This is a genomic window from Sphingomonas sp. Leaf62, from assembly GCF_001421915.1.
GTDB lineage: Bacteria > Pseudomonadota > Alphaproteobacteria > Sphingomonadales > Sphingomonadaceae > Sphingomonas.
This window is the reverse complement of the sequence record NZ_LMLN01000028.1, coordinates 223,092-249,255: the sequence shown is the minus strand read 5'-3', so window position 1 is coordinate 249,255 and position 26,164 is coordinate 223,092. Positions and strand designations below refer to the sequence as shown.

At 64.0% G+C, this 26,164-nt stretch carries 26 protein-coding genes, 1 pseudogene and 1 riboswitch; of the genes and pseudogenes, 10 read left to right on the top strand and 17 right to left on the bottom strand.

Translation table 11 applies throughout. The annotated features are described in order from the left end of the window. Nucleotides 1-163: 163 nt before the first annotated feature. The gene (locus tag ASE91_RS18925; RefSeq protein ID WP_235513447.1) at nt 164-568 is read right to left on the bottom strand and encodes a MerR family transcriptional regulator; all 405 of its coding nucleotides are present in this window, start codon (nt 566-568) and stop codon (nt 164-166) included. A 69-nt stretch (nt 569-637) separates the two neighbouring features. Between ASE91_RS18925 and ASE91_RS12590 the strand changes: the two genes are divergently transcribed. From ASE91_RS12590 to ASE91_RS12570, 5 genes are all read left to right on the top strand, one after another. Continuing rightward, complete coding sequence (locus ASE91_RS12590; RefSeq protein WP_055817241.1) at nt 638-1,300, top strand: cation transporter; 663 nt, start codon at nt 638-640, stop codon at nt 1,298-1,300. Between the two features lie 420 nt (nt 1,301-1,720). After that, the gene (locus ASE91_RS12585; RefSeq protein WP_055817244.1) at nt 1,721-2,986 is read left to right on the top strand and encodes a TolC family protein; all 1,266 of its coding nucleotides are present in this window, start codon (nt 1,721-1,723) and stop codon (nt 2,984-2,986) included. After that, entirely contained in the window at nt 2,983-4,152 is a 1,170-nt protein-coding gene (locus tag ASE91_RS12580; protein ID WP_055817247.1) for an efflux RND transporter periplasmic adaptor subunit, read from the top strand. Before ASE91_RS12585 ends, ASE91_RS12580 begins: the two co-directional genes overlap by 4 nt. A gap of 3 nt (nt 4,153-4,155) precedes the next feature. Beyond that, nucleotides 4,156-7,389 (top strand): efflux RND transporter permease subunit, encoded by a 3,234-nt coding sequence (locus ASE91_RS12575; protein ID WP_056626657.1) that lies wholly within the window; start codon nt 4,156-4,158, stop codon nt 7,387-7,389. 3 nt (nt 7,390-7,392) lie between these two features. Further along, a complete protein-coding gene (locus ASE91_RS12570) occupies nt 7,393-8,079 on the top strand; it encodes a ZIP family metal transporter (RefSeq protein WP_055817253.1) in 687 nt (228 codons plus the stop codon). A gap of 244 nt (nt 8,080-8,323) precedes the next feature. Here ASE91_RS12570 and ASE91_RS12565 read toward each other — a convergent pair whose 3' ends face one another. The 12 genes from ASE91_RS12565 to ASE91_RS12515 form a co-directional block, all read right to left on the bottom strand. After that, entirely contained in the window at nt 8,324-8,512 is a 189-nt protein-coding gene (locus ASE91_RS12565) for a hypothetical protein (RefSeq protein WP_041394287.1), read from the bottom strand. 436 nt (nt 8,513-8,948) lie between these two features. Further along, nucleotides 8,949-9,467 (bottom strand): arsinothricin resistance N-acetyltransferase ArsN1 family B, encoded by a 519-nt coding sequence (locus ASE91_RS12555; RefSeq protein WP_055817259.1) that lies wholly within the window; start codon nt 9,465-9,467, stop codon nt 8,949-8,951. Beyond that, nucleotides 9,464-10,219, bottom strand: coding sequence for an arsenical resistance protein ArsH (gene arsH / locus ASE91_RS12550; protein ID WP_055817262.1), 756 nt, complete (start codon nt 10,217-10,219; stop codon nt 9,464-9,466). The genes ASE91_RS12555 and arsH overlap by 4 nt, the downstream gene beginning before the upstream one ends. Then, nucleotides 10,219-10,542, bottom strand: coding sequence for a YnfA family protein (locus ASE91_RS18920; protein WP_082454005.1), 324 nt, complete (start codon nt 10,540-10,542; stop codon nt 10,219-10,221). Before ASE91_RS18920 ends, arsH begins: the two co-directional genes overlap by 1 nt. Continuing rightward, entirely contained in the window at nt 10,539-11,825 is a 1,287-nt protein-coding gene (locus ASE91_RS12545) for an arsenic transporter (protein ID WP_055817265.1), read from the bottom strand. The genes ASE91_RS18920 and ASE91_RS12545 overlap by 4 nt, the downstream gene beginning before the upstream one ends. Continuing rightward, the gene (gene arsC, locus ASE91_RS12540; protein WP_082454004.1) at nt 11,825-12,253 is read right to left on the bottom strand and encodes an arsenate reductase (glutaredoxin); all 429 of its coding nucleotides are present in this window, start codon (nt 12,251-12,253) and stop codon (nt 11,825-11,827) included. Before arsC ends, ASE91_RS12545 begins: the two co-directional genes overlap by 1 nt. A gap of 11 nt (nt 12,254-12,264) precedes the next feature. Beyond that, complete coding sequence (locus ASE91_RS18915; RefSeq protein ID WP_082454003.1) at nt 12,265-12,597, bottom strand: ArsR/SmtB family transcription factor; 333 nt, start codon at nt 12,595-12,597, stop codon at nt 12,265-12,267. A 425-nt stretch (nt 12,598-13,022) separates the two neighbouring features. Beyond that, a complete protein-coding gene (locus tag ASE91_RS12535) occupies nt 13,023-14,366 on the bottom strand; it encodes an IS1182 family transposase (protein ID WP_056626655.1) in 1,344 nt (447 codons plus the stop codon). 111 nt (nt 14,367-14,477) lie between these two features. Further along, nucleotides 14,478-14,960, bottom strand: coding sequence for a c-type cytochrome (locus ASE91_RS12530; RefSeq protein ID WP_055817270.1), 483 nt, complete (start codon nt 14,958-14,960; stop codon nt 14,478-14,480). A gap of 12 nt (nt 14,961-14,972) precedes the next feature. Then, nucleotides 14,973-16,208 (bottom strand): molybdopterin-dependent oxidoreductase, encoded by a 1,236-nt coding sequence (locus tag ASE91_RS12525; protein WP_055817273.1) that lies wholly within the window; start codon nt 16,206-16,208, stop codon nt 14,973-14,975. 89 nt (nt 16,209-16,297) lie between these two features. Then, a complete protein-coding gene (locus tag ASE91_RS12520; RefSeq protein WP_056626653.1) occupies nt 16,298-17,449 on the bottom strand; it encodes a TDT family transporter in 1,152 nt (383 codons plus the stop codon). Continuing rightward, complete coding sequence (locus ASE91_RS12515) at nt 17,446-18,318, bottom strand: LysR family transcriptional regulator (RefSeq protein WP_056626652.1); 873 nt, start codon at nt 18,316-18,318, stop codon at nt 17,446-17,448. Before ASE91_RS12515 ends, ASE91_RS12520 begins: the two co-directional genes overlap by 4 nt. Before the next feature lie 146 nt (nt 18,319-18,464). On the opposite strand from ASE91_RS12515, the gene ASE91_RS12510 reads away from it, so the two are divergent. Both ASE91_RS12510 and ASE91_RS12505 read left to right on the top strand, forming a co-directional pair. Further along, nucleotides 18,465-19,532 carry a sulfite oxidase gene (locus ASE91_RS12510; protein WP_055817283.1) on the top strand — a complete coding sequence of 356 codons (1,068 nt, stop codon included), beginning with the start codon at nt 18,465-18,467 and terminating at the stop codon, nt 19,530-19,532. After that, nucleotides 19,529-20,041: an MgtC/SapB family protein gene (locus ASE91_RS12505; protein WP_056626649.1), complete on the top strand. Its 513-nt coding sequence runs from the start codon at nt 19,529-19,531 to the stop codon at nt 20,039-20,041. The genes ASE91_RS12510 and ASE91_RS12505 overlap by 4 nt, the downstream gene beginning before the upstream one ends. Nucleotides 20,042-20,092: 51 nt before the next feature. Here the strand turns inward: ASE91_RS12505 and ASE91_RS12500 are convergent, their stop codons facing one another. From ASE91_RS12500 to ASE91_RS12485, 4 genes are read right to left on the bottom strand one after another with little or no spacing between them, the layout of a single operon-like run. Further along, nucleotides 20,093-20,863: an anti-sigma factor family protein gene (locus tag ASE91_RS12500; RefSeq protein ID WP_055817290.1), complete on the bottom strand. Its 771-nt coding sequence runs from the start codon at nt 20,861-20,863 to the stop codon at nt 20,093-20,095. Beyond that, nucleotides 20,860-21,369, bottom strand: a complete 510-nt coding sequence (locus ASE91_RS12495; RefSeq protein ID WP_056626646.1) for an RNA polymerase sigma factor — start codon at nt 21,367-21,369, stop codon at nt 20,860-20,862. The genes ASE91_RS12500 and ASE91_RS12495 overlap by 4 nt, the downstream gene beginning before the upstream one ends. A gap of 1 nt (nt 21,370) precedes the next feature. Then, nucleotides 21,371-22,810 carry a YncE family protein gene (locus ASE91_RS12490; RefSeq protein WP_055817296.1) on the bottom strand — a complete coding sequence of 480 codons (1,440 nt, stop codon included), beginning with the start codon at nt 22,808-22,810 and terminating at the stop codon, nt 21,371-21,373. A gap of 1 nt (nt 22,811) precedes the next feature. Beyond that, nucleotides 22,812-23,177 (bottom strand): DUF305 domain-containing protein, encoded by a 366-nt coding sequence (locus ASE91_RS12485; protein WP_235528336.1) that lies wholly within the window; start codon nt 23,175-23,177, stop codon nt 22,812-22,814. 163 nt (nt 23,178-23,340) lie between these two features. Further along, nucleotides 23,341-23,417, top strand: a riboswitch (Fluoride riboswitch). 134 nt (nt 23,418-23,551) lie between these two features. On the opposite strand from ASE91_RS12485, the pseudogene ASE91_RS12480 reads away from it, so the two are divergent. The 3 genes and pseudogenes from ASE91_RS12480 (at nt 23,552) to ASE91_RS12470 (ending at nt 25,918) form a co-directional block, all read left to right on the top strand. Further along, a pseudogene (locus ASE91_RS12480) lies at nt 23,552-24,795 on the top strand (voltage-gated chloride channel family protein). A 124-nt stretch (nt 24,796-24,919) separates the two neighbouring features. Next, nucleotides 24,920-25,192: a DUF190 domain-containing protein gene (locus ASE91_RS12475; RefSeq protein WP_235513449.1), complete on the top strand. Its 273-nt coding sequence runs from the start codon at nt 24,920-24,922 to the stop codon at nt 25,190-25,192. A 216-nt stretch (nt 25,193-25,408) separates the two neighbouring features. Beyond that, entirely contained in the window at nt 25,409-25,918 is a 510-nt protein-coding gene (locus ASE91_RS12470; protein ID WP_200909276.1) for a sulfite exporter TauE/SafE family protein, read from the top strand. Nucleotides 25,919-26,164 lie beyond the last annotated feature (246 nt).

Genomic DNA, 26,164 nt, shown 5'->3' with positions numbered 1-26,164 from the left:
ACCGTCGATTTCTCACTGCAGGGGTAAGTATCAGGGTTTCTGTCTTAGCATCACGATCCTCGGTAGCGGTGTCGCGGGCATCGCAAAACCCTCGACTTATATGATGATTGCTGGCGACGCCTGGCAAAGGATCCGTCACACGAAGCCGTTAAGTCCTATGGGACTACTCAGGAGGCGCAAGGGCTTCGATGATCCGACAGTCGGCGACGGTGTTCCGGCTACAGGAATCTATCAGCGCATCGAGTTCACCAGCCAGTGCGGTGAGATCGGCAATCTTACGCCTGATCGCGTCGCGGTGTTGATTGGCAACGACATCAACAGCGATGCAGGACTGATCTCGTCGATCGGCAAGCCCCATCAACTCGCGTACTTGGTCGATCGAGAAGCCAAGATCGCGGGCACGACGAATGAAGGACAGGCGGCGCAGGTGCGCACCCTCATAGGTCCGATAGTTCCCCGCCGATCGCGCAGGTGCCGGCAGCAAGCCAATCTGCTCATAGTAGCGGATCGTTTCGACCTTCGTGCCAGTCGCACCAGCCAATTTTCCGATTGTCAGTTTCTCAGACACAGCGCTTGACCCTCTAGCGACTAGAGGGTGCATATAGGCTGTCAGATCGATTCTATCGAGGTGGCGAACATGGCCTGCACAAGCTGCGCGTCCGACAAGGCGGGTACTCTCAACGATCCAAAGTGGCGCCGGGCGCTATGGATCGCGCTTGCCGTCAATGGCGGCATGTTCGTTATCGAGATCATAGCCGGCATCACGGGCGGATCGAAGGCGCTCCAAGCCGACGCGCTCGACTTTTTTGGTGACACCGCGAACTACGCAATCAGTCTTGGTGTTGCCGGAATGGCGATAGCCTGGCGCGCACGCGCTGCGATGTTGAAGGGGGCGACGCTTGCTTTGCTAGGCGTCTATGTCCTGTTCGCGGCGGGATGGGGTGCGCTCCACGACGCGACGCCCCATGCCGACATTATGGGTGTGGTCGGCATCGCCGCGCTGATCGCGAACCTTGTCGTCGCGGTCATGCTGTACCGCTTCCGAAGCGGTGACGCGAACATGAGGTCAGTATGGATTTGCTCGCGCAATGACGCGATTGGCAACATTGCCGTCGTGCTAGCCGCAGGCGGGGTGTTCGGCCTCAACAGCGCGTGGCCTGATCTTGCCGTCGCCACCTTGATGGCTGTGTTGGGCATATCGGGCGGTGTTCAGATCATGCGGCAGGCACGCGCCGAAATGCGTAGCGAGCCCTCACCCGTCCCCGCTACTTACGAGCAGTCGTTACATGGCAGTCGGTAAGCTGCTAAGACGCGGGCCGATGCACCGCCTTTCCGCCCTGTTCCTCAGTTTCATGCTCGTGCTTATGCTCGGGCTTGGATCAGTCGCGCATGCGACCGAAGGCGTGACGTGCATTGATACCACAGCGGTCAGCTCCCTCGATCATTGCGACGGTGACGCTGACCAAGTGCCGGCAGACGCCGACAAGGCGTATCCTCACCATCATGGCGGTTGCCACGGCCATCATGTCGGCGTGCCGTTCGCGTCCGATTCAACCGGACCAGCCAGCAGCGTTCGTATGAATGCGTCGGTGTGGCGCAATGCGCCCAAGGCCCCGGTAGCGTCGGACCCAGCCCTACGTCCTCCCCAAGCCTGACCAACGCCTAATCTCGCCGGGAAAGCCCGTGCGGATGCTCAAAGGTTCGTCAGGAGTCCGTTCCCATGCACCGTTTTATTGCGGCCTTATTGGCCGTGGCGTCATGCGCGTCGATCGCGCAGGCGCAGTCAGCCGATCCAACATCGACCAGTCCCCCGCTTACCCTTGATCAGGCGCTTTCACTTGCCGGAGCGACCGCCCCTAGCCTTGAGGCTGCCACAGCAGCCGTCCGGGCAGCAGAGGCAGGCCGCACGGTTGCCGGCTACCGCCCTAACCCGTCGATCGTCGCCGAGACCGAGAACATTGCCGGTAGCGGTCAATATCGCGGCCTTCGCAGCGCCGAGACAACAGCAGGATTGGCACTACCGATCGAGCTGGGTGGCAAACGATCGGCACGGATCGCCGTCGCGGATGCGATTGGTAATCGAGCGCGGATAGGCACGGCGTTGGCTGAGGCTGATCTACGGCTTGCCGTCACTCAGCTCTACATCGAGGCGACAGCAGCGGAGCGTCGGCTTGTGATCGCCCGTCAGCAGGCCGGTATCGCCCGCGAGGCTTCGCGTGCAGCCGGCGTCCGCGTTCAGGCGGGGCGAGCATCACCGCTCGAACAGCAGCGAGCCGATGTATTGCGGATCAACGCGGAGACGGCTGTGGAGCGCTCGCAGCGGCTTGCCGAGGTCGCGCGAAGCAATCTTGCCCGACGGATCGGCCAACCCCTCACAGGACCGTTGGACTTGGCGTGGTTCGGCCGTGTCGAGAGCTTTGGTCCAGCGCGGCCGATCGAGACCGCCGGGACGCTGGCATTGGCAGCGACACGCGCGGACGTAAAAACGGCAGAGGCCCAGGTGCGGCTTGCCAGGTCGCAGCGCATTCCCGACGTGACACTCAGCGCCAGCGCACGACGGCTTGAGGCTACGAACGACGTGGCAGCGGTGTTCGGCCTGTCGATCCCGTTTCCGCTGTTCAACAACGGCAAGGCGGCAGTGGCGCAGGCGCGGGCGCAGACCGATTCGGCGCAGGCGCTACGTCGCGCGGCCGAGCTGGATACCGCGCAGGATATCGCAAGCGCACAGGCGAACGTCGCGAATGCCGCGACGACCGCTCGCAACGCCAGCGGGCCGGCATTGGCATCGGCAAGCGAAGCCGCTCGGATTGCCCGGATCGGCTACCGGGAGGGCAAGTTCGGTCAGCTCGATTTGTTGGATGCCGAACGTACCCTGTCCGAAACACGAACCGCCGCGATCGATGCGCTCGCCACCTATCACGACGCCAAGGCACGCCTCGAACGGCTCGTTGCCGCAGCGCCCTCGCCCGAGGAAACCAATCAATGACGAAGACCATCATGCGGGCGCTCGCGCCTATGACCCTGGCTATCCTCCTTGCCGGATGCGGCGGGGGTGGCAGCAGCGAGGCCGGTGAGAAAGCCGGAGCCGAGAAGGCGGAAGGTGCCGAGGCCGGCGAAGCCAAGGAGGGCCCAAAGGATATTGTTACCCTGTCCGCCCAGCAGATCGCGGATGCCGGGATAGAGGTTACGCGTCCTACAGTAGGCGGCGTGGCCGGAGCGATCGAGCTATCGGCGACGATCGAGGGCGATCCTCAGGGTGTGCAGGTTGTGTCCACCTCCGTAGGCGGTCGGCTCGTTTCCCTCACCCGCAATCTCGGGCAGTCAGTCAGCCGGGGCGACCCGCTGGCTATCATCGAAAGCCGGGAAGCGGCATCACTGAAAGCGGAGGTAGAGGCTGCGCGCGCGCGTTCCGCACTCGCCCAATCGAACCTTCGCCGCGAACAGCGCCTGTTCGCCGAACGCGTTTCGCCGGAGCAGGATCTGGTCGCGGCGCGAACGGCCGCAACGGAGGCCAGCATTGCCCTTCGTCTGGCGCAGCAGCAGTTGTCAGCGACGGGCAGCGGAGGCGGCGCGCTCAACCGCATCGCGGTCCGCTCGCCGATCGCCGGCCAAGTGATCGCGCGATCGGCGACCCTCGGGCAGGCAGTCGCGGCCGATGCAGAGCTGTTCCGCGTCGCCAACCTGTCGAAGGTCACTGTCACCACATCACTCGTTCCCACGGATGCTGGTCGGGTGAAACCCGGCGTGCGTGTCGAAGTGACAGCGCCGGGGCGGCGTCAGGAGGGACGCGTCACGTTCGCGTCCCCCATTCTGGACGAGACGACCCGATTGGTGCCGGTGATCGCCACCCTCGACAACGCCGGCAGCACATGGCGCGTCGGTGAGACGGTCAACGTATCGATCCTCGTTCCTGCGACCGGGGACCGCACCGTCGCTGTACCATCGGCCGCAGTACAGATGATCGAGGACAAGTCGTTTGTGTTCGTCCGGACGGCGACAGGTTTCCGGGCAATTCCAGTGACACTTGGCCGCACCAATGGCGGACAGGTTACCGTAACGGCAGGCCTTACCGGCTCGGAGCGCATCGCTTCCACCAACAGCTTCACGCTCAAGGCCGAACTCGGCAAGGGCGCAGGCGGGGATGAGGACTGAGCCATGATCGGTCGCATCGTCACCCTATCCGTCGAGAAGCGCTGGCTCGTCCTGCTTCTCACCATCGCGGCTGCGTTGCTCGGGATTGGCGCGCTGCGTCAGCTTCCAATCGACGCCGTACCCGACATCACCAACAACCAGGTGCAGATCAACGTCGTCGCTCCTGCCCTGTCCCCCGATCAGATCGAGAAGCAGGTTGCGTTCACCGTCGAAACCGCGCTCGCGGGCATTCCCGGCCTTGAATACACCCGCTCGCTAAGCCGCAATGGCTTTGCCCAGATCACAGCAGTTTTCGGTGAAAAGACCGATATCTACTTCGCGCGGGCGCAGGTCGCCGAACGCCTGAGAACCGCCGAGGAAGACCTCCCCGAAGGCGTGAACCCGGAGATGGGGCCGATCGCCACGGGCCTGGGCGATATCTTCATGTGGACCGTTGAATACCGCGAGCTGGATCAGGTCCATCACCGCAACGGCGAACCCGGCCTGCAACGCGATGCCAGCTATATCACCCCCGAGGGGGATCACCTCGTCAGTGACGCCGACAAGGCGACCTACCTGCGCACTGTGCAGGATTGGATCGTCACGCCGCAGCTAAAAAGCACGGCCGGGCTTGCCGGCGTCGACTCCCTTGGTGGCTACACCAAGGAATATCTCGTCGTTCCGGACGTACAGCGCATGGCAGCGATGCGGCTGACGCTTCAGGATCTCACCACCGCCCTTCAGCGCAGCAATACCAGCGCGGGCGCGGGCGTGGTCAACCGCAACGGCGAAGGGCTGGCGGTTCGATCGGATGGGCGTGTCCGCAACGCCGACGAGCTGGCCCGTACCGTCGTTGCCACCCGCGAGAGCGTTCCGATCCTGCTCAACCAGATTGCGGCCGTTCGCACCGGACAAGGGCTGCGCATGGGATCGGCGTCGGAAAACGGCCATGAGGTTGTCGTTGGGACCGCGGTCATGCGGATCGGGGAAAATAGCCGCACGGTATCGACTGGCGTTGCCGAACGGCTGACGCAGATCGGCCGCTCGTTGCCGGTCGATGTGGTTGTGAAGCCGGTGATGAACCGGACCGAGCTTGTGAACTCCACGATTTCGACGGTTGCCCGCAACCTTGCCGAAGGTGCGGTGCTGGTGATCGTCGTCCTGTTTGCGCTGCTTGGCAATTTCCGCGCGGCGCTGATCGCGGCCTGTGTCATTCCAATCACGATGCTGCTGACCAGCATCGGCATGTTGGAAGCGGGCGTTTCGGCCAATCTGATGAGCCTTGGTGCGCTCGACTTTGGTCTGATCGTGGATGGCGCGGTCATTATCGTGGAGAACGCATTACGGCGTTTGGGCGAGGCGCAGCATGGTCGCGATGACGTGCTGACGATCGAGCAACGTCTCGGGATTGTCGCGGCATCGGCACGCGAGATGATCCGCCCATCAGTGTACGGGCAGGCTATCATCATCCTTGTCTATGCGCCGTTGCTCACCTTCACGGGCGTCGAAGGCAAGATGTTCGAGCCGATGGCACTGACGGTCATCATCGCCCTGGTGTTCGCCTTCATCCTGTCGCTGACCTTCATACCGGCAGCGATTGCGATCTGGCTCAGCAAGCGGGTCGAGGAAAAGGAAAGCCGCGTCGTCACGTTCCTCCGGCAGCGCTATAAGCCGGGACTCGATGCGGCAATGCGCCGCCCCACCCTGACCATCGGCGTCGCGATCGGTGCGCTGGCACTCGCCGGGGCCGCTTTCATGACATTGGGGCAGGAGTTCTTGCCGCAGCTCGATGAGGGCAACATCCTCGTGCAGGCGGTCCGCATCCCGGGCACATCGGTCGATCAGAGCCAGGCAATGCAATTCCAGGTGGAAAAGGCACTCGCCAAGGCCCCTGAGGTCCGTTTCGCCTTCTCCCGCACCGGCACGTCTGAAATCGCGTCGGACCCAATGCCGCCTAACGCGACTGACACGTTCGTCATCCTGAAGCCGAAGAAGGAGTGGCCCGACCCCGGCCTGTCCAAGGAAGAGCTGGTGGAGCGGCTGGAAAAGCGCCTCTCCACCCTGCCGGGCAACGCCTATGAGATCACCCAGCCAATCCAGATGCGATTCAACGAGCTGATTGCAGGCGTGCGCGGCGATATCGCGATCAAGGTCTTTGGCGATGACTTTGGCGAGATGAACGCGACCGCAGACCGGATCGCCGGCATCCTTCGAAAGACGCGGGGTGCAGCAGACGTGCGGGTTGAACAAACCGAAGGTTTGCCGATGCTCGATATACGGCCGAACCGTATCGCCATGTCCCGCGTCGGGGTAACGGCCGGTGACGTGCAGGACACGGTTGCCGCAGCCATTGGCGGCCGACAGGCTGGCGTGATCTTTGAAGGCGATCGTCGCTTTCCCGTCGTGATCCGGATGGCGGAAAGCTCACGATCCGATCTGACGGCGGTTGCCCAGGTGCCGGTACCGACCGGCAGTGGCGGCTTCGTACCGCTATCGACTGTAGCGGATATCGCCGTGGTCGATGGTCCCAATCAGATCAGCCGCGAGAACGGCAAGCGCCGTGTCGTGGTGCAGGCCAACGTGCGCGATCGGGACGTGGCCGGTGTCGTGGCCGATGCCCGGTCAGCCATCGACGCTCAGGTGAAATTGCCACCCGGAACGTATCTCGAATGGGGCGGTCAGTTCGAGAACCTGGCATCCGCCCGAGATCGGCTCAGCGTTGTGGTGCCGATCTGCTTCGTGGTCATCATGTTCCTGCTCTACGGCGCGCTTGGCTCCGTCAGGGATGCGTTGATCGTGTTTACCGGCGTTCCGCTGGCGCTGGTCGGAGGCATCCTTGCGCTGGTGCTAAGGGGCATGCCGTTCTCCATTTCAGCGGCAGTCGGCTTCATCGCGCTATCAGGTGTCGCGGTTCTCAACGGGCTGGTCATGGTGTCGTCCATCCATGATCTGATGCGGCAAGGCATGGATCGTGCGGTAGCGGCGCATCAAGGCGCTCTGGCGCGGCTCCGGCCGGTTGCGATGACGGCTCTCGTTGCGTCGCTTGGCTTCGTGCCGATGGCGCTTGGTCATGGTGCCGGAGCCGAGGTGCAAAAGCCGCTGGCGACCGTCGTCATCGGTGGCCTCATATCCGCAACCCTGCTCACCTTGTTCGTGCTGCCGACCCTTTATGCTCGTTTCGGACGGCGCGAGCTGCCAGCCCCATCAGGGGGACACATCGAACTGCCGCCTTTGGCTCATGACAGCGTGAGGGCCTAAGCTATGCAGGCCGTTGCCTTCACGCTCATTCCCGTCGTTGCCGTACTGATCGGCTCGCTATTCGCGGTATCGAGACGGCCAAGTGATGCCTTCGTAAGCGCCATGCAGCACTTGGCGGCAGGCGTCGTGTTCGCCGCAGCGGCTGCCGAGATCCTGCCGCAGGTGATGCACGAAGGCTCGCCGATCGCGACATTCACAGGCGGCGCGCTAGGCATAGTCGTGATGCTGTCACTCAAAGCCCTTGAGGGTCGCGCCAGTGGACCGATCGCTATGTTGGGCGCGGTCGCAGTGGATATCCTGATCGACGGGCTTGTTCTCGGGTTGGCGTTCGTCGCTGGCGGGAAGGCCGGGGTGTTGCTGACGATCGCGTTGACGTTGGAGGTGCTGTTTCTCGGACTGACCGTGACGACCGAGTTGGGCGAGACGATCAAGTCCAAGGCGCGGATCATCGCGATTACGATGGGGATCGCGTTGTTGCTGCCGATCGGTGCGGCGATAGCGACTCCCGTTGCAACGTTTCCGCCCGTCGTCATCGCTGGGTTTCTCAGTTTCGGTTTGATGGCGCTGCTCTACCTCGTGACGGAGGAGCTATTGGTCGAGGCGCACGAGAAGCCTGACACCCCGCTTATCAGCGCGATGTTCTTCATCGGGTTTCTGGGATTGCTCCTGATTGAGGAGGTATTGGGCTGACCGCTCGACGTGGAACGGCGTGGACCGATGATGATGACGCCGAGCTTCGTCGGCGTATCGAGGCCAAGCAGACTCTGGCGGTAATCGCACGCGAGATGGGCCGAACGATGGATGCAGTTCGGGGAAGAGCCTCAACCCTACGGGTAACTCTCCGCTCGTCACAGCGACCATGGCGCGACGGCGTGCCGCGCCGAGTAGATGTAGACTAGGAAAACAGGGGCGGTTGCCCGCCCCTATCCAGCTTTTAGCCGTGCTTCATGCCGCCCTTGGCATGATCGCAGCAGTCCGCGGCCTTGGCTTTTGCGCCATCCTTGCAGCAGTCCGCACCGTCCTTGCAGCACGCCATGTCGGCGCAGCAATTGGCGACAGCGGCGAATGCGCCAGTCGACAGGGTGAGGGCGAAGGCAGCGCTGATGAGCTTGAACTTGGTCATGATATTCTCCGAAATTTACGTGTGATGGTGTTCGACGTCACACGGTTTGCGGAGGGGGTGTGGCCGGAGCGTATGCCATGCCTAAAAGGCCCGTCTGTGGAGCCGGCCAAGGCGATAGACGGGAGGAAGGAACCAGCTCGATATGCTCGACGGTTTCGCCAGCAACCGCAACGCACGGTATGGCGCAGGCCGACGCAGGCGCCTTTTTGACGGGAGCGCCTGCTGATTTGCTGGCGCAGTCCATCATCGCGGACGCAGCCGGAGGCGCGGCCATCGCCATCGTCTCGCAGAGCGGGCCAAGCCGGACCAGCAACATTACTGCCAGGACGAAAAACGCCATGGAATGCAATATCTTGGAGAGTGGGCGACCCCAGCGTTTCATCCGGTCTAACTAGATGCACATAGGATGATGCACAACGTCTGATACGCCATGCGATCAGCCAAGAATGGTGTCGTCGTTGAGTAGACGCTGCCACCACCCTACATCGTGCCAGCTATCAAACTTTCGCCCAACCTCTCGGTAGATGCCTAGAGGAATGAACCCCATATTTTCGTGCAATGCGATGCTGCCGGGGTTCGGCAGGGCGATCCCCGCAAAAGCCGTATGAAAACCGCGGTGGGCAAGGTCAGCAATCAGCTTTGTATATAAGCTGCGGCCAACCCCCGACCGCTGCGCCTCAGGCGCGATATAGACCGTCATATCGACAGACCAGCGATAGGCGGCACGACTGCGATGCTGGCTGGCATAAGCATATCCAATAACCCGACCACGCCGTTCCGCCACGAGATACGGGTAGTCCTTTAAGGTTGCCTCGATGCGAGCGGCCATATCGGCGACAGAGGGCGGCACCTCCTCGAATGAAATTGCTGTTTCCTCCACCACAGGTGCGTAGATTGCCTGGATCGCACCCGCGTCTGTGATGACTGCCGACCGGACGATTACGGCACTAGTCATTTGCGCGGCGCTTGGGGTGCAATGGCGATACTCGACAAGTCCGTGGGCGTATTGAGCGGCACGCCAGCTTCTTTCCGTTCCGAGTAACGATCGACGAGTTGCGCCGTGTGCGGTCGCAGCAGGATCGTGAAGCGCACCAGCTCTTCCATCACATCTACGATCCGGTCGTAATAGCTGGACGGCTTCATCCGGTCGGCGTCGTCAAATTCCGCAAACGCCTTGGCTACGCTGGACTGGTTGGGGATCGTCACCATTCGCATCCAGCGGCCGAGGACGCGCAGGGTGTTTACACTGTTGAACGACTGAGATCCGGCCGACACCTGCATGACGGCGAGCGTGCGGCCCTGCGTCGGGCGCATCCCACCCATGGACAGCGGCAGGTGATCGACTTGCAGCTTCATGATGCCGGTAATCTGGCCGTGCCGCTCAGGGCTGCACCACACATGCCCCTCCGACCACATCGACAGTTCGCGCAGTTCGTGGACGGCAGGGTGATCGTCCCCAGTCACCTGATCGGGTAGCGGCAGGGTCGAAGGATCGAAGATCCGCGTTTCGCAGCCGAAGAATTGCAGCAGGCGGGCGGCTTCCTCGACGCAAAGCCGCGAGAAGGACCGCTCCCGCAGGGAGCCGTAGAGCAACAGGATGCGCGGAGGCGGATCACCAGCGCCCAGCCCAAGAGCAGGACGATCGAGCGCATAGCGCCGATCGAGCGCGGGCAGATTATCGGGATCGGAGAGAGTGCGGAGCGGCATCAGGCGGTCCTTGGGCCAAGCAGAATGATACAGGTGCCAATCAGGCAAAGTGCGGCCCCACCCGCGTCCCAGCGATCGGGCCTTACCCCTTCTACAGCCCACAGCCAGATCAACGATGCACAGATGTAGACGCCGCCATAGGCAGCATAGGCCCGCCCTACGGCATCGCTATCTACGCGTGTCAGCAGCCAGGCGAACAGTATAAGCGAGACCACGCCTGGAGCCAGCCACAGGGGCGATTTGCCCAGCCGCAACCATGCCCAAAAGGCAAAGCAGCCTGCGATCTCCGCAAGCGCAGCAGCCGGATATACGAGTGCAGTCATGCGACGCTGATCCTAATCGCCAGTGCCGCGAGCGTTACTAGCAGCACCGGAATTGTTAGTGTCGCACCGACCTGGAAGTAATAGCCCCAGCCGATCCGGATGCCCTTTTGCCCGAGGACATGCAGCCAGAGCAGCGTCGCGAGCGACCCGATCGGCGTGATCTTCGGGCCAAGGTCGCACCCGATCACGTTGGCATAGATCATCGCTTCCTTGATCGCGCCTGTGGCGTGCGTCGCGTCGATCGACAGCGCACCCACCAGCACAGTCGGCATGTTGTTCATCACCGACGACAGCAGCGCCGCGATGATTCCGGTCCCGAACGCGGCACCCCACACACCGCCTTGCGCGGTGCGATCGAGCAGGCCCGCGAGATGGTCGGTTAAGCCAGCATTTCGCAAGCCGTAGACGACCAAGTACATGCCGAGCGAGAAGATCACGACCTGCCACGGCGCACCGGCCAGCACCTTGCGCGTCTGGATGACATGGCCGCGCGTGGCGATGACGAGCAGGAGGACCGCGCCGGCAGCGGCAACGGCGCTGACCGGCACGCCGAGGGGTTCAAGCAGGAAGAAGCCGGCGAGCAGTAGAGCGAGGACGACCCAGCCCGCCTTGAACGTGGCAGGATCGCGGATCGCGTCAGCTGGCGTGCGGAGCTGCGCCACATCATAGCTGCCCGGTATGTCGCGACGGAAGAACAGGAGCAGCGCGACCAGCGTCGCGGAGATCGACGCCAGATCGACCGGCACCATCACCGAGGCATAATCGGCAAAGCCGATCTGGAAGAAGTCGGCCGACACGATGTTGACGAGGTTGGATACGATCAGCGGCAGGCTGGCGGTATCGGCGATGAACCCCGCCGCCATAACGAACGCCAGCGTTGCCTTGTCCTTGTATCCCAGCGCGCGCAGCATCGCGATTACGATCGGCGTTAGGATCAGGGCCGCGCCATCGTTGGCGAACAGTGCCGACACTGCCGCACCGAGCAGCACGATCAGCACGAACAGCCGGCGACCATGCCCCCCGCCCCAGCGCGCGACATGGAGCGCCGCCCATTCGAAGAACCCGGCTTCATCCAGCAACAGGCTGACGATGATGATCGCGACGAACGTCGCGGTCGCATTCCAGACGATACCCCACACAACCGGCACGTCGGAGAGCGAGACGACCCCGACGAGCAACGCGATCGCCGCTCCGCCCAATGCGCTCCATCCGATGCCGAGGCCCTTGGGCTGCCAGATGACGAGCGCGATCGTGGCGACGAAGATAGCGAGCGCAAGCAGCATCAGGCGATGCGCTGACCCGAGGCGTCCACGACCTTTTCGCCGTCTTCCTTGGCAAACGCCCCCTGTTGCGGCTCGGACAGCAGATCAAGGACCGCTTCGGACGGTCGGCAGAGCTTCACGCCGACCGGAGAGACAACCAGCGGCCGATTGATGAGGACCGGATGTGCCATCATAGCGTCCACCAGCGCGTCGTCGGACAGCGACGTGTCGCCCAAGCCTAGCTCTGCATAGGGCGTGCCTTTCTCACGCAGCAGATCGCGGGGCGTGATCCCGGCGCGATCGATCAGCTCGACCAGCAGCGCGCGCGAGGGCGGCGTCTTCAGATATTCGACTATATGCGGCTCGATGCCGGCATTCCGGATCATCGCCAGCGCGTTGCGCGACGTGCCGCACTCGGGGTTGTGATAGATCACGATATCGACGGCCACGGGGCGTCCTTTCAGCAGCAGGGGGTGAGTTCGGCTAAGAGTGGCGCGCACAGTTCGGGCGAGCCGGCGCAGCAGTCTTTGACGAGGAACAGGGTTAGTGCGCGCAGTCCGTCCAGATCTGCGCGGTAGACGATGGAGCGGCTATGCCGTTCAAAGCGGACCAGGCCCGCACGCGCGAGGATGCCAAGGTGCGCCGACATCGTGTTTTGCGGCACATTGAGCTGCCGAGCAATATCGCCTGCAGCCACGCCGTCTGGCTCGTGCTGAACCAGTAGGCGGAACACATCGAGCCGTGTTCCTTGCGCTAGTGCGCTAAGCGCGGCGATCGCGGTGTTATTTTCCATATATCCAGCATAGACGATATAGTGAATTAAGCTAGAGCCGGGTGAGACACTTGGCTCCCCTCCCCTGCTTTCCCGCAACATTGATCGAATTTTTGCTAGTGCTTTTTAGGTATACCCTCTGCGTTCCTACTCTGGCCGGTCCGATTTCCGCCAAAAAGGGACATTAAGAATTTAGCTCGGATTGGCCCTTTGGTCCGCCTGGAGTCCTAACCAAGGAGGACCAAACTGCACCCTACCAAACGGCACCGATGAAGCTTCATTGAGGGTTGAAGCTCTTCCTTCTGTCCGCTCGCAAGGCAGTGTCGGCGCGTTGCAGTTCACTGCTGGCGACCGTCCCACAAACGATGGAGACCGTTGATAAAGGCCTGCGCGAAATCGGCGTGGCGGATGGCTGGTGACGCCGGCACAGTCGGATACGCCGCGTATCAGGCCGGCGCAGCCTGCCGGGCGAGCAGCTGAAGGTTGTATGCCGCGGCGGCCATGGTGAACTCCTCGGCGGCTCCTGACAGGCCTCGCAGCTTGAGCGTTCGTAGCCCCAGGTTGCGTTTCAGGTGGCCGAACACGCGCTCGATCCGCTGTCTTCGACGCCGTGCGTGCACATAGGCGTCGGTGCCGGCAAGGGCGCGCACGGTATCGCGGGCTTCCTCGCTGACGAGCCGGGTGACACCTCGCTTCGGACCGATGGTACATTGCGGCTTCAGCTCGCAGGCGGCGCAATCGGCTGGCCGGCTTCGGTAGACACGCACCTGTTTGGTCCGGTTGGTGCCGCAATAGCTGAGCAGCTTGTCCGCCGGACAGCAGTAGGCATCCGCTTCCCGGTCGTAGCGGAAGGCATCCCGGGTGAAGAAGGCGTCCCGCTGGCGGGTCCGGTCTATGACCGGGATGTATGGCGTAATGTTCCGGTCGATCAGCCAGCCGAGCAGCCGACCGCTACCATACGCCTTATCGGCCGAGAGACTGGCGGGTTCGATGCCCAGCCTGGTGCCGGCGCGTGACACCAGCGTCCGGGTCGCCGCCACCTCGGCTGCGAAGCGGGCGGGCGTCGCCTCCACGTCGAGGATGCAGTCGGTGTCGAGGTCGAGCAGGGGGTTGATGGCGTATGCGTAGCGCGCCGGTCCGTGCTTGCAGGTGAGCGCCGCCTGCGGGTCGGTCGGCGAGATGCTGGTCGGATCGACGGGCGCTGGTTCGTCGGGGTCCGGCGGCAACGCGGCATCGAGCGCCGCCAGATATTCGGCGACGGGTCGCGATATGCTTTCCCCGGCACGAAGCTCGTCTGCGGCGTCGGCCCCCTTCAGCTTCTTCTCGCGGCTGGCGTCGGCGATGATCGTGCTGCCGTCCACCGCCAAGTCGCGCCCCGTTACCAGCCCGGCCGCGGCGCACCGCGCGACTACCTGCTCGAATAGCAGACGATGTAGGTCGCAGGCGCGGAAGCGGCCGTGCCGGTTCTTGGAGAAGGTGGAATGGTCGGGCACTCGGTCGCCCAGATCGAGCTGGCAGAACCAACGATATGCGAGGTTGAGGTGCACCTCCTCGCACAGGCGGCGTTCCGAGCGGATGCCGAACAGATAGCCAACCAGCAGCATCCTGAGCATCAGCTCCGGGTCGATCGAGGGTCGCCCACTCGTGCTGTAGCTCGACGCCAGCGCCTCGCGCACGAAGCCGAAGTCCAACACGCCGTCGATGCGTCGGAGCAGGTGGTCGACCGGCACATGCTCATCGAGCCGGAAACCATAGAACAGCGCCCCCTGCGCCACCTGCCGACCCATCATGTCCGTGATCCCCCTACCGCCTTCCAGGAGTGAATCACGCCCCCGTCACCGTCGCAAGCAGCCGTTTTTCAACAGCCTCGATGGTATTTCGGGATTATGGAAGGAGATCGGTTAGCCTGTTCCACCTGAGGCATCGGGAGCCGCCTTGGGGTCGGGATCCTGTGCCTTGCCTGTCGCGGGTGCCGCCTTGTGGCTCGGCATAGCGATGAGATAGGCGACGATCGCGTTGACGTCCTTCTCGGCCACCGGAGCCTTGTACACTTCGCGCATCTTGGTGACGGTCGCCTTCCACTGATCCGCCGATAGCGCAGGCTGGGTCAGCGCCATGCTGGCCGAGTGGCACGAAGTGCAGTTGGCGTTGATGACGTCGGCGTGCGGACCATCGGGGTAGGTAACGTCATCGACCGGCAGGTCGACGCTGGTCGAGGCGAGCGAAAAGCCGCGGGCTGAGACGCTGGTGGGCGGTGCCGGCTCGGATGTCTCGGAGATCGGGGCAGGCGCCTTGCGGCTGCTCGGCGCCCCGATCGAGACGAGGATAATACCGGTCAGGCCGATCAGGCCAGCGGCCATGATGCCGGTAGACGGGGTCTTCATGCTACTCGCTCCTCAGGCCGCGATGATGGTGGTGGTTTCGATGTTGCCGCGCATGAACCCGCCCGGGTTCCAGATCGGCTTCATCGGCTGGGCGACCCCATTGGTGTTCCAGCAGCGCACCATGATCGGGTTGGGACCGCGTCTCAGCGGCACGCGACCATCCCACCGACGGAAGCTGTACCTGCCCTCGTCCACTCCGAGCGTCGTCTTGTACCAAGTGCGCCCACCATCCGACGAGACATCGACCTTGGCGACGCCGCAATCGCCGCCCATCGCGATGCCGCCGACCGGGATCGACGCCTCATAGGCGATCGCCTGGCCATCGGGCAGGCTGGTCATCCAGCTGCGCGGGATCATGCGATTGATCGGCACGGTCGGGAAGTCCTTGGCACCGGGCGCGACATTCGCGCCGGGTGTCGCCGGTATCTTGTAGGCCTTGGCCATCCAATACTGGTCGTCAAGGCCGGGCAGTACCTCGATCGCGTTCAGCATCTTGACCCAGTAGGTCGAATACCAGCCCGGGACGATCAGCCGGCAGGGAAAGCCGTTGAGGAGCGGCAGCTGCTCGCCGTTCATGCCGAAGGCGATCATCACTTCGCCGTCGCGGGCATGGTCGATGTCGAGCGCCTTCTCGAAGTCAGGGGCGTCCGCCACAACCGGCTGATCGAGCGCGCCAAAGCGCACCTGTACCGCGCCTGCCTTGACCCCCGCGAGGTCCAGCACGTCGCGCAGGCGCACGCCGAGCCATTTGGCATTGCCCATCGCGCCGTTGCCCCATTGCGCGCCGGCGACCCGGGGCTGGAACAGCCCACGGCTGTTGCCCGAACACTGGTTGACCGCCGCCATCTCGACCCGCGGCAGGCGCAGCAGTTGGGCGAGGCTAATCGACAGCGGTCGGTTGACGTGGCCGAAGACGTTGAGGCGGAAGCTCTCGACGTCGATCGAGGTTGGAATGTCGGCCCAGTGCCAGCGAACGAAGAACTGGTCGTTGGGCGTGAACACCGACTTGTCGAACACGTCCATCGGCGTCTCCAACAGCGGAGGATGGATGCGTTGGAGGATCATGCTGCCCTTGCCAGGAAAGGCGTTGGTCATCGGCCGCTCGGCATTGCCGCCAGGCAGCTTCAGGTCGACGAGCTGCTGCGCCAGCGCAGGTGCTGCGGCAAGGCCGGCGGTGCCGAGCGCCGTACGCCTGAGAAAGCGGCGACGGCTGGTTTCACTCGCCAGCGCGGCGTCAAAATTGTCCATGACAAGGCTCTCCTGTGGCCAGCCACGCTGGCGGTTCGAAGCGGCGTTCTGCAAGTGATCGGACCGATTGATCCGATCATCAGGGTGGATCAGTTCGGGGTAGCGATGCAGGGCGAGACGAACAGGTTGCCGCGCCATGCTCCGGCGAGTGTCTTGGCACCGACCAGCAGCCACATCGCCGCGAGCGCGACCGTCAGCACTGTGCCGACAATACCGAAGAAGCCTAGGTTCAGCGTCGTACCGAGGCGGAAGGTGGCGACGGTGTAGACGCCGAGCGGGAAGGTATAGCCCCACCAGCCAAGGTTGAATGGGACGCCGGCGCGCCAGTAGCGGATGGTGATGAGCGTCGCGAGCGCCAGCCACCACAGGCCGAAACCCCACAGACAGAGCCCGGCGACGACGCCGATCCCTTGCGCGACGGTACCGACACCGACCAGCCCATGCGCCGCGAGGATCGCCGGCGCATCCGCCCCAAGCACCAGCATACCCAGCGCCCCGGTGCCGATCGGCCCCAGCGCAAGCCAAGAGGATGCCGCCATGCTCTCGTGCGGGAGCTTGTGGAGCGCCATGCGCAGGATCAGGATAGCGAGGATGCCAAACGCGACCGGCACCGAATAGGCCCACAGCACGTAGGAAGTGGCGAGCGTCACGATCTGCGCGTGAGGATCGGTCAGATGCGGCGCGAGCAGCCCGCCGCTGGCACCCGCCACTTCCGCTGCGACGACCGGCAGCAGCCATACCGCAGTCATGCCGTCCAGGCTGTGCTCGTGGCGGGTAAACATCAGGTAGGGGATCAACACGCCGCAGGCGAGCGACATGGCGACGTCGATCCACCACAGGACGTGTGCGACCGGCACGATGCCGTTACCGAACCGCGCGATCCCGAAGGCGAGGCATCCGTTGATGATCGTCGCCAAGCCCATCGGAATGGTCCCGATGAACATTGACACGGTGTTGTGGCCGAAGATGCGCCGTGCCTCATGCCCGAACATCGCCCAGCGCGCGCCATAGAGACCGGCGAACAGGATGAAGAGCGCGATGTTGAAGAACCACAACACCTCGCCAATCGGTTTGAGCGCGGGGCCGATATTGGGCACCTGCGGCAGCGCGAGAGCGAGGATGCCGGTGCCCATCGTCGCGGCGAACCAGTTGGGTGTGAACTGGCGGATCATCTCGCGCGGGTGATCGAGCCTGCTTAGCGGCTTGAGGCCGGTCAGGGCCGAAGGTGCGTCGGCAGTCATGCGACCTGCTCCTTGATGAGGTCCGTCAGCGCGTCGGCCGCGCGGGTGCGATAGCGTTCCTTGTGGCGCAGCGCGTGGAAGGCGCGATCGGGTAACCCAAGCGGCAACTCGACCAGATCGCCGGCCTTGAGCGCGCGTGCGACGACCAATCGCGACAACACAGCGACGCCGGCACCGGCCTCGACCGCGGTACGCACCGCCTCGTTGGACGGCAGCGTCATCGCTACTGTCAGCTGGGCCGGATCAAACCCGCGCGTTCGCAGCACGTCCTCGAAGGTCGAGCGCGTGCCCGAACCCTGCTCGCGGACGATCCAGCGTGCAGCGCGAAGCCAGTCCTCGTCGACGCGCCCGGCGTCCTCATGGCCGACCAGCACCATCGGGTCACGCCCGACATTCCAGAGGGCGAGCGCCGGTTCGTCCACCTCGCCCTCGACGAAACCGAGCTCCGCCGCGCCGCTCAGGATCTGCGCTGCTGCACCTTCGGTGTTGTCGATCGCCAGTTCGACCGCGATCTGCGGGTGGCGTTCGTAGAAGGAGGCGAGCTTTGCCGGCAACCAGTAGCTCGCGATCGTCTGGCTTGCGACGATCCGCAACGAACCACGGGCAAGCCCGGCATAGTCCGCCAGCATCGTCTCGGCATGCGCTGCCCGCCCCAGCACTGCGCGCGCTTCCTCCAGAAAGCCGCGGCCTGCTTCGGTCAGCTGGATGCCACGCCCGACACGGTGAAACAGAGGAACCCCGTAGCGCGCTTCGAGGGCCGCGACCGCGCCGGAGGCAGCGGACTGCGTGACGTTCAGCACCTCCGCTGCCTTGGTGACGTGTTCGCGCTCGGCGACACCGACGAATATTCTGAGTTGCTCCAGGGTCATGCAGCTTATATCGCGCAATCTTATCGATACGACCAACCGTTTGATCCGTTTATTTCAATCTGGATATCGGAACGATCGGTAATCCTTCGTCTGCGATAGTCTTGAAGATTTGAAGCGATCCGCGCGCTTGCGGCGTTGGTTCGTCCATGACTGATATGATCGAGCGCAAATCCGAGCCCTACAACGCCGAGCCGACGCCCGGCGCGCTGATCGAGCGGTTCCTGACGCCGCAGGCGCTGTTCTACGTGCGCAGCCATGGTGCGGTGCCTGATCTGCCTGCCGATCACCGGATCGAGGTCAGCGGGATGAGCATGGAAAGACGCTCCTTCTCGGTGGAGGAGTTGAAGAGCGCGTTGGCCACGCGGACGGTGACGGCAGTTCTCCAGTGCGCCGGCAACCGGCGCACGGATCTTCAGCAGTTCGCAAAAACGTCCGGCGACCCGTGGGACGTGGGCGCGATCGGCAATGCGGAGTGGACCGGCGTACGACTGTCCGACGTACTGGATGCCGTCGGTGCGCCGGATGCGTCCGACCTGTTCGTGGCGTTCACCGGAGCGGACGAGGTGGACGTCGAAGGCGAGGAAGCATTGTTCGGGGTCTCGATCGCCATGGATAAGGCGCGGCAACCCGACGTCCTCATTGCCTGGGCGATGAACGGCGAGCCGCTGACGCCCGAACACGGCGCACCGATCCGCATGGTGGTGCCGGGCTATGCCGGGGTGCGGAGCGCCAAATGGCTGACACGGATCGAGGTGCGCGAGACGCCATCCGACGCACCGATCCAGGCGCACGACTACAAGCTCTTTCCTGCCGATGTGACGAGCGACACCGTCGACTGGAGCCAGGGTCTGACCATCAATGCCATGCCGCTCAACGCCGCGATCTGCGTGCCCGGCTCTGGCGAAAGCTTGCCGGCCGGGGAGGTGCGGATCGAGGGCTATGCCATCGCCTATGATCGCCGCGTCTCTCGGGTCGAAGTGTCGGTAAACGGTGGTCGCGACTGGCAACAGGCGACGTTCACCGATGATCCGGAGGCGCACTGGGGTTGGCGGCGCTGGACCCTCGACGCCACGCTCGACAAGGGGCGCCAGCACCTTGTCGTGCGCGCCTTCGACGACACTGGACAGGGTCAGCCCGAGCGGCCGGATACGATGTGGAACTTCGCTGGCTATCTGTGCACCGCCTGGCATCATGTGCACGTGCTGGTCGAATGATCGAAGCGTCAGCGGCACCGGATCTCGGCTTTTGGATCGATGCGATCGGGCGGCTGGTGGTGGCGACCGCGGCTGGGATGGTGCTCGGCTGGGAACGCTCGCGCGAGAACCGGCAGATCATGGGCTTGCGGACGCTGGGCCTCGTCGGTCTGGCGAGCTGCATCGCCGTGCAGGCGATCGTACACAGTGGCTTGCCGAATGTGAACGCCGATGCCGCAGGACGGGCGATGCAGGGCATTCTGTCCGGCGTCGGCTTCATCGGTGCCGGCGCTGTGCTGCGGGTCGGCCAGGGTCAGGAAGTGCATGGATTGGCGACTGCCGCATGCATCTGGGTAACAGCCACGATCGGCGCGGCAGCAGGGTTGGCGGTGTGGCCGCTCATCATCGGCGGGTTGAGCCTTGCGATGCTCGTACTGTTCGTCGGCGCTCCACTCGAACGTCGCATTCGCGAACGGGCCAGGCTGACTCCGGCAGAGGCCGACCGGAACGATGCCGCGCGCAAGCCGTGATCCCGCTGGTCCGCCCAGTGCCTGTCGGCGCTGAGAACTGGCCAGGTGCTATCAGGACACAAGCGCCGCATCGGCCTGGCGCTGGACCTCGTTGGCGATCGGATGCAGCTCGGCAGCGGGGCGCTCCCCCACCACACTATAGCCGATCCCGTCGACCGCCCATGTGACCCGGCCCATGGTCCCGCTGGACGTGCTGGTCATGCTTGCGCTCTTGTCGATTTGCATGGGCCTCGTCAGCACCGCAAGCTTCGACGCTTGCGGTCCATCATAGAGGAGCAGCGCTGCAGGGCCGTGGGGCGTCGCGACCAATCGCCCCCCGCCATAGCGGTAACCCGCTGTGCTGAGGTCCGGGATGGTCACGCGCTCACCCAATCGGCTGGAGGTCCATCGGATCAGCATGGCGCGCTGGTCGGGGCCGATTTCCGCCGGTCGAATCCGGTCGGCGGCATAGACACGGAAATTGTCGCTCGCCTCATTGGCCAGCGCCGCGATGCCCGCGTGGGGTTCGCCGCTCCACCGCGCGCTCGACCAACCACCGCCAAATCCGACCGCCAGCAGAAGCGACGCGGCGATGGCGAGTTGCCAAGGCGGTTGGCGTTGCCGTCCCCTGATGGCTGCGACGCGCATCGTCGCCGGGATCGGTTCCTCCGCGATGGGAGCGAACAGGGACGCAAGGGCTCGCGCCTGCTCCGCCTGCTCCCGCAAACGGGCATGCACGTCCGGCTGGCCTTCAAGGTAAGCGTCGACCAGACGCTGCCGCTCGGGCGACAGCCTTCCATCGATCCACGCGGCCAGATCGTCCTCTCCGATCGGGCTGGTCATCGAATACTCCTTAATCGTGGCCGTTCACCCTCGCGGAGGAGCGTCGCCAGACGGTCGCGCGCCCGCGATATGCGCGACATCACCGTTCCCAGCGGCACGCCGACGACGGCAGCGACTTCCCCATATGACAGACCTTCGACGGAAATGAGGAGCAGCACCGTCCGCTGCTCCTCGGGCAACGCATCAAGTGCGCGCAACAGGTCTCGGTGGTGCAGGCCTACGTCCTGATCGGCCGGGCGGCCGAGCGCAGCGTCGTCGACGAGGTGGAGCGGAACCGCCGTACCTCGCCGACTGTGCTGCCGCTGATGGTCGACCAACAGATTGTGCAGGATCGCGTAGACCCATGGGCGAACCTCCGCACCCCATCGCTGGCGCCAGCGCCCGACCGCGCGCTCAAGGCAATCCTGCACCACGTCATCCGCCATCGCCGGATCGCGCAACCACGACCGGGCATAGCGGCGCAGACCGGGGATCAGTGGCTCGATCGCGGCGGCAAGCGGGTCCATCTCAGTCGCGCTGCACCTGCACGATGCGGCCCGGAGCGCCGTTCACCACCTCGGCGACCGCCAGAAAACGCCGGGGTGCCGCGGTGCTGCCTTGAACGATCTGCCGGATCGGACCCGACGCGTTGACGATCGCCGCACCTGCCGGATTGCTCATGAAGTTCGCAAGCGGCTCTACCGCACCGCTGCCGTCCGCGTTGGCGGTGAGCACGAGCATGTAAGGCTTCTTGGGCTGCAAACCGGTAACGGCACTCTGCACGACCTGAATGATGCCCTGGTCGAAGAGGGTAATGCTGCTTGCAGCACCATTGCCGCGAACCGGCCCCATGTTCAGATGCACCGCCTTGCCTGCCGTACCGAGCGGTTGAAGATTGTCGGTGCCGAGGCCTGTCGGAATAGCGTTCGGCACATAGGCGATCGCCTGCGGTGCCTGTCCGACCGGCACGGTGGCAACGACCTTGTTGCCGGCGGTGTCGATCGCGGCAAGTTCATCAGCATTCTCCAGCCCGACATAGATGCGCCGGCCGTCGCCCGATGGCCAGACACCGTGCGGCATCTTGCCGACCGGGATGGTGGCGACAAGCGCGAAGTCGGACGTGCGGAACACCTTCACCGCGTTTTCCCCGCCTACCGTGACATAGGCGAACTGTCCCCTGACCGTGCGGGCGAAGTTGACGTGATTGGTGATCGGTCCGGTATCCAGCACCTTGAGGATCGCGAAAGGCGGCTTGGCATCGAATGCGACCGTCTTGCCGATGTCCTTCAGCGTGAACCACACCTGCTTGCCGTCCGGCGTCGCGGCGATGTTGGGACAGAACGGACTCGGCTGCGCCACCTGTCCGACCTGCGCGTGGGTCGAGACATCGAACACGGCCAGCACCGGATTGAACGAGGAACAGACATAGCCGTATCGGCCATCGGGAGAGAAGATCGTCATGCCCGGACCACCGGGCGTCTTGATGCGACCGGTCTCCTTGTACGTCTTGGGGTCGAGCACGGCGATGTAATCCTCGCCGCGTACCGTAACCCACACCTCCTTGCCGTCCGGCGTGAAGAACGCCTCATGCGGGCTGCGCCCGACATAGGTCGTGTGCTTGACGGTGTTGGTGGCGGTGTCGATCCACGACACGGCGTTGGATCCGATCGACACGACCGCCAGTGTTTTCCCGTCCGGCGAGAAGCCGAGGCCGTGAACCAGCACCTGCCCCTTGTAGAGCGGGGAAAAATTCATCGGCTGCGGATCGCCGAGCTTGATGACGCCGAGCAACCTGTTGTCGGCCGGGTCCGTCACCGACACCGTGTTGGAGAATTGTTCGGATGCATAGACGCGGTCGCGGTGGCTGACAGGCACGTCCTTGGCGTTCCACGGCGCCTGCTGGGCCATGGCAATGCCCGGTGCGGCGCTCATCAGCAAGGCGGCCGAGCGCAGGAAGGTCCGGATCATGTCAGTGCTCCATATGGCTGTGGTAGTCGCCGCCCTGCGTCGGGGCTGGCGTCGAAGGGGGTAGCGGCTGACCAATCGCCAACTTCATGGCGGCGATCTCCTGCTGCTGATCGATGATGATCTCCTGCGCAATGCGCTTGAGCTGCTCGTTATGACCGTAGCGCAGCTCTGCCACCGCCATATCAATGGCGCCCTGGTGATGCGGAAGCATCATTGCGACGAAGTCGCGGTCGACGTCGCCGGACGGCTTGACCATCATGCCCGCCATCATCCGGTCCATCGCGGCAGATACCATGCTGGCGTAGCCATCGGCGGGGGCGGCCGCGACTGCGCCGGTGAGCATGGCCGAAGCAGTCAGACCCAGCATCCAATTTCGTCTACGCATAAGCCTCCGGCGCATCAGTCTCGAAAGCGTAGACGACGCCCGTCGAGATTTATTCCATGGTTGAGCCAATTATTGATCCTCAGCAAAACAATGGTCTCATCGTGACCCTGCCGATGGTTGACCAGGTCGCCGTCGGACAGCATATGCTCGGCACGGCGATGGATTTCCGCCGGGCCATTCGGCCGAACCGCCCTCGCAAGGGTCGATGATTCCTACCAGGCGCCGCAAGGCAGCAAGGAGGAATCGTGCGCGCGACATTTCGCAATCTCTACGACCAGTTCAACATGGCAGCGTTCATTCGCGATCGCCGCACCCATGCCATGTCGGTGCTGCGATGGGCCTTGATCCTGGTCCCGATGGCCGCAATGGTGGGAACGCTCTGCGCGGCTTTCTTGTGGAGCCTCGATGCCGTGACCCGGCTTCGCTTTGCCTTTCCCTGGCTGCTCTACCTGCTGCCGATCGGCGGGTTCGTGGTCGGACTGCTTTACCATCTGACCGGCCGCTCGGTGGAGGGCGGCAACAACCTTATTGTCGAGCAGATCCACGAACCGGGCGGGGGGGTGCCACTGCGGATGGCACCGCTGATCTTCTTCGGCACGGTGGTGACCCATCTGTTTGGCGGTTCGGCCGGGCGCAAGGCACCGCCGTCCAGTTGGGCGGCAGTCTCGCCAGCGGTTTCGGTCGCGCGCTCAAGCTCGATGCTGACGGCACCCGCATCCTGCTGATGGGGGGCATTGCGGCCGGGTTCGGCGCGGTGTTCGGCACGCCCATCGCAGGGGCGGTGTTCGCACTGGAGGTGTTGGCGATCGGGCGTGTCGAATATCGCGCGCTGGTGCCGTGCCTGGTCGCGGCACTGGTCGGCGACTGGACGTGCCTTGCCTGGGGCATCCATCACGGCGTCTACCGGATCGATGCGCTGGTGCCGGTCGATGCGCTGCTCGTCACCAAGGCGGGCGTCGCCGGGGTTGCGTTCGGGCTGGTCGGTCTCGCCTTCGCCGAAGCCAATCACACGCTCGGCGGGTGGCTCAAGCGCATCGTCTCCTATGGCCCGTTACGCCCCGCCATTGGCGGCATCGCGGTCATCGCGCTCGTCTACCTGTTCGGAACGCGCGACTATCTCGGACTCGGCACGTTGGCAGCGACGCCCGACAGCCTCACCATCGCCAGCTTCTTCGGACCGGACACGCATCCGTGGAGCTGGGCGATCAAGCTGCTGTTCACCGTCGTCACGCTCAGCGCCGGCTTCAAGGGTGGCGAGGTGACACCGCTGTTCTTCATCGGCGCGGCGCTCGGCAACGCACTCGCCCCCATGTTCGGCGTGCCCACCAGCGTATTCGCCGCGCTCGGCTTCGTCGCGCTGTTCGCGGGCGCGGCCAACACCCCGCTCGCCTGCACCTTCATGGGCATCGAACTGTTCGGCGCTGCCTATGCGGTGCCGATCGCGGTGGCCTGCTTCGTCGCCTACCTCTGCTCCGGTCATAACGGCATCTACCTGTCGCAGCGCGTCGCGGTGCCGAAGGTGCCGGCGACCGGCCTCACCCCGAACGCGACGCTTCGCGAGGCGCGGGCACACCGCGCCTCGCGAAGCCCACGCTCCTGATCCCCCCACCAATCGAGGGTTTGTCCATGCCCAATCGTTTCACCGTCCAGCATCGCGAAATCGGCATGCTGCGTATCTACATGAAACCGTCCGACCGAATTGGTGAGCGCAGCCTGCGTACGCTGTGGGCTGCCAAGCCGCTCTATCGCGAGCTAATCCAGACGGCATCATCAATGCCGTCGCGCAACACACGCACTATGGGTTCAGCAACCACGGCCAGATCCGCGAGAACGGATCGGAGGCGGCCGATCCCCATCTGACGATCTGCGTCGAACTCGTCGGCGAACGCGACCAGCTCGACCGGTTCTGCCGGCGACATGGCGACCTGCTCGGCGACAAGGTGATCGTCTACAAGCAGCTGGAACACTGGTCGGTCATGCCGCGGTTCGACCGATGACACCAATGATCGAATATGGGCTGCTGATCGTCGGTGCATTTGCGGCTGCTGCAATCTCGGGTTCGGCCGGGTTTGGCGGGGCACTGCTGTTGCTGCCGCTGCTGATTTAAGTCGTCGGCGTGACCGAAGCGGTGACGCTGCTGACGATCGTCCAGATCATCGGCAACGGTGCGCCGGCCGGGATGGGCTGGGCTGGCGCCAATCCGTTGGCGGCCCGTGTTGCTGTTCCTCTCCGCTGCCATACCGTTCTCGATGCTGGGCGCATTGTCGTTCGCGTCGCTACCGACGGCGCTCGTTGCGCGGATCGTGGGCGTGGCGATCCTGCTGTTCGTCATCCTGAAGGCCACGGGCATGATCGCGTTTAAACCCTCGCGCCGCGTGCTGGTGATCGGGGGCGGTGTGACCGGCCTGTTGTCCGGGCTAGTCGGGAGCGCCGGGCCGCTCGGCGCAGCGGTGTTCCTGAGCCTCGGTTTGCCACCGCTTGCCTATGTCGCGAGTGACGCGGTCGCCTCGATCGTGATGCACAGTTCCAAGACAATTGTTTACGGCGCGACGATCGACCTTGGACCAACCTTCTGGCCGCTGGCGATCGCGATGGGGCTGGCGATGATCGTTGGCACCTGGGCGGGGTGCTTGCTCATCAAGCGTCTGCCCGTTGAGCGCTTCCGCCAGCTCGTCATGGTCCTGCTCGCGCTGATCGCGACCGAGATGATCGTCATGGGTTAGTGGGAGGATTGTCGCGAATATCCTGAGTTTCGCTACACCAGCTCAAGCGTGGTCGGCTGACGGCGTAGCTGTCGCGAATGTCAGTCGCGGAATTACGCGACTTTCAACGCACATCTGCGACACGCTAACCTGTGCGTTAACGGTGTCGCTACGCAGGAGCCGGTGCCCGGCTCGTTCAGCTGAGCCGCAGCCAACCGCGCGGCCGGACGGCGGCTTTCAGGGAGCAGAAAAGTTGTCCTGAATGAC

Bases quoted from the DNA above. Each gene is read 5' to 3' on its own strand.
- ASE91_RS12515 (WP_056626652.1), bottom strand. From the start codon at position 18,318: ATGACCCTGGAGCAACTCAGAATATTCGTCGGTGTCGCCGAGCGCGAA.
- ASE91_RS12535 (WP_056626655.1), bottom strand. From the start codon at position 14,366: ATGATGGGTCGGCAGGTGGCGCAGGGGGCGCTGTTCTATGGTTTCCGG.
- ASE91_RS12580 (WP_055817247.1), top strand. From the start codon at position 2,983: ATGACGAAGACCATCATGCGGGCGCTCGCGCCTATGACCCTGGCTATC.
- ASE91_RS12590 (WP_055817241.1), top strand. From the start codon at position 638: ATGGCCTGCACAAGCTGCGCGTCCGACAAGGCGGGTACTCTCAACGAT.
- ASE91_RS12565 (WP_041394287.1), bottom strand. From the start codon at position 8,512: ATGACCAAGTTCAAGCTCATCAGCGCTGCCTTCGCCCTCACCCTGTCG.
- ASE91_RS12505 (WP_056626649.1), top strand. From the start codon at position 19,529: ATGATCGAAGCGTCAGCGGCACCGGATCTCGGCTTTTGGATCGATGCG.
- ASE91_RS12585 (WP_055817244.1), top strand. From the start codon at position 1,721: ATGCACCGTTTTATTGCGGCCTTATTGGCCGTGGCGTCATGCGCGTCG.
- ASE91_RS12495 (WP_056626646.1), bottom strand. From the start codon at position 21,369: ATGGACCCGCTTGCCGCCGCGATCGAGCCACTGATCCCCGGTCTGCGC.
- ASE91_RS12570 (WP_055817253.1), top strand. From the start codon at position 7,393: ATGCAGGCCGTTGCCTTCACGCTCATTCCCGTCGTTGCCGTACTGATC.
- ASE91_RS12555 (WP_055817259.1), bottom strand. From the start codon at position 9,467: ATGACTAGTGCCGTAATCGTCCGGTCGGCAGTCATCACAGACGCGGGT.
- ASE91_RS12525 (WP_055817273.1), bottom strand. From the start codon at position 16,208: ATGGACAATTTTGACGCCGCGCTGGCGAGTGAAACCAGCCGTCGCCGC.
- ASE91_RS12545 (WP_055817265.1), bottom strand. From the start codon at position 11,825: ATGCTGCTTGCGCTCGCTATCTTCGTCGCCACGATCGCGCTCGTCATC.
- ASE91_RS18920 (WP_082454005.1), bottom strand. From the start codon at position 10,542: ATGACTGCACTCGTATATCCGGCTGCTGCGCTTGCGGAGATCGCAGGC.
- ASE91_RS12490 (WP_055817296.1), bottom strand. From the start codon at position 22,810: ATGATCCGGACCTTCCTGCGCTCGGCCGCCTTGCTGATGAGCGCCGCA.
- arsH (WP_055817262.1), bottom strand. From the start codon at position 10,219: ATGCCGCTCCGCACTCTCTCCGATCCCGATAATCTGCCCGCGCTCGAT.
- ASE91_RS12520 (WP_056626653.1), bottom strand. From the start codon at position 17,449: ATGACTGCCGACGCACCTTCGGCCCTGACCGGCCTCAAGCCGCTAAGC.
- ASE91_RS12510 (WP_055817283.1), top strand. From the start codon at position 18,465: ATGACTGATATGATCGAGCGCAAATCCGAGCCCTACAACGCCGAGCCG.
- ASE91_RS12530 (WP_055817270.1), bottom strand. From the start codon at position 14,960: ATGAAGACCCCGTCTACCGGCATCATGGCCGCTGGCCTGATCGGCCTG.
- ASE91_RS12500 (WP_055817290.1), bottom strand. From the start codon at position 20,863: ATGACCAGCCCGATCGGAGAGGACGATCTGGCCGCGTGGATCGATGGA.
- ASE91_RS12575 (WP_056626657.1), top strand. From the start codon at position 4,156: ATGATCGGTCGCATCGTCACCCTATCCGTCGAGAAGCGCTGGCTCGTC.
- ASE91_RS12485 (WP_235528336.1), bottom strand. From the start codon at position 23,177: ATGCTGGGTCTGACTGCTTCGGCCATGCTCACCGGCGCAGTCGCGGCC.
- ASE91_RS18915 (WP_082454003.1), bottom strand. From the start codon at position 12,597: ATGGAAAATAACACCGCGATCGCCGCGCTTAGCGCACTAGCGCAAGGA.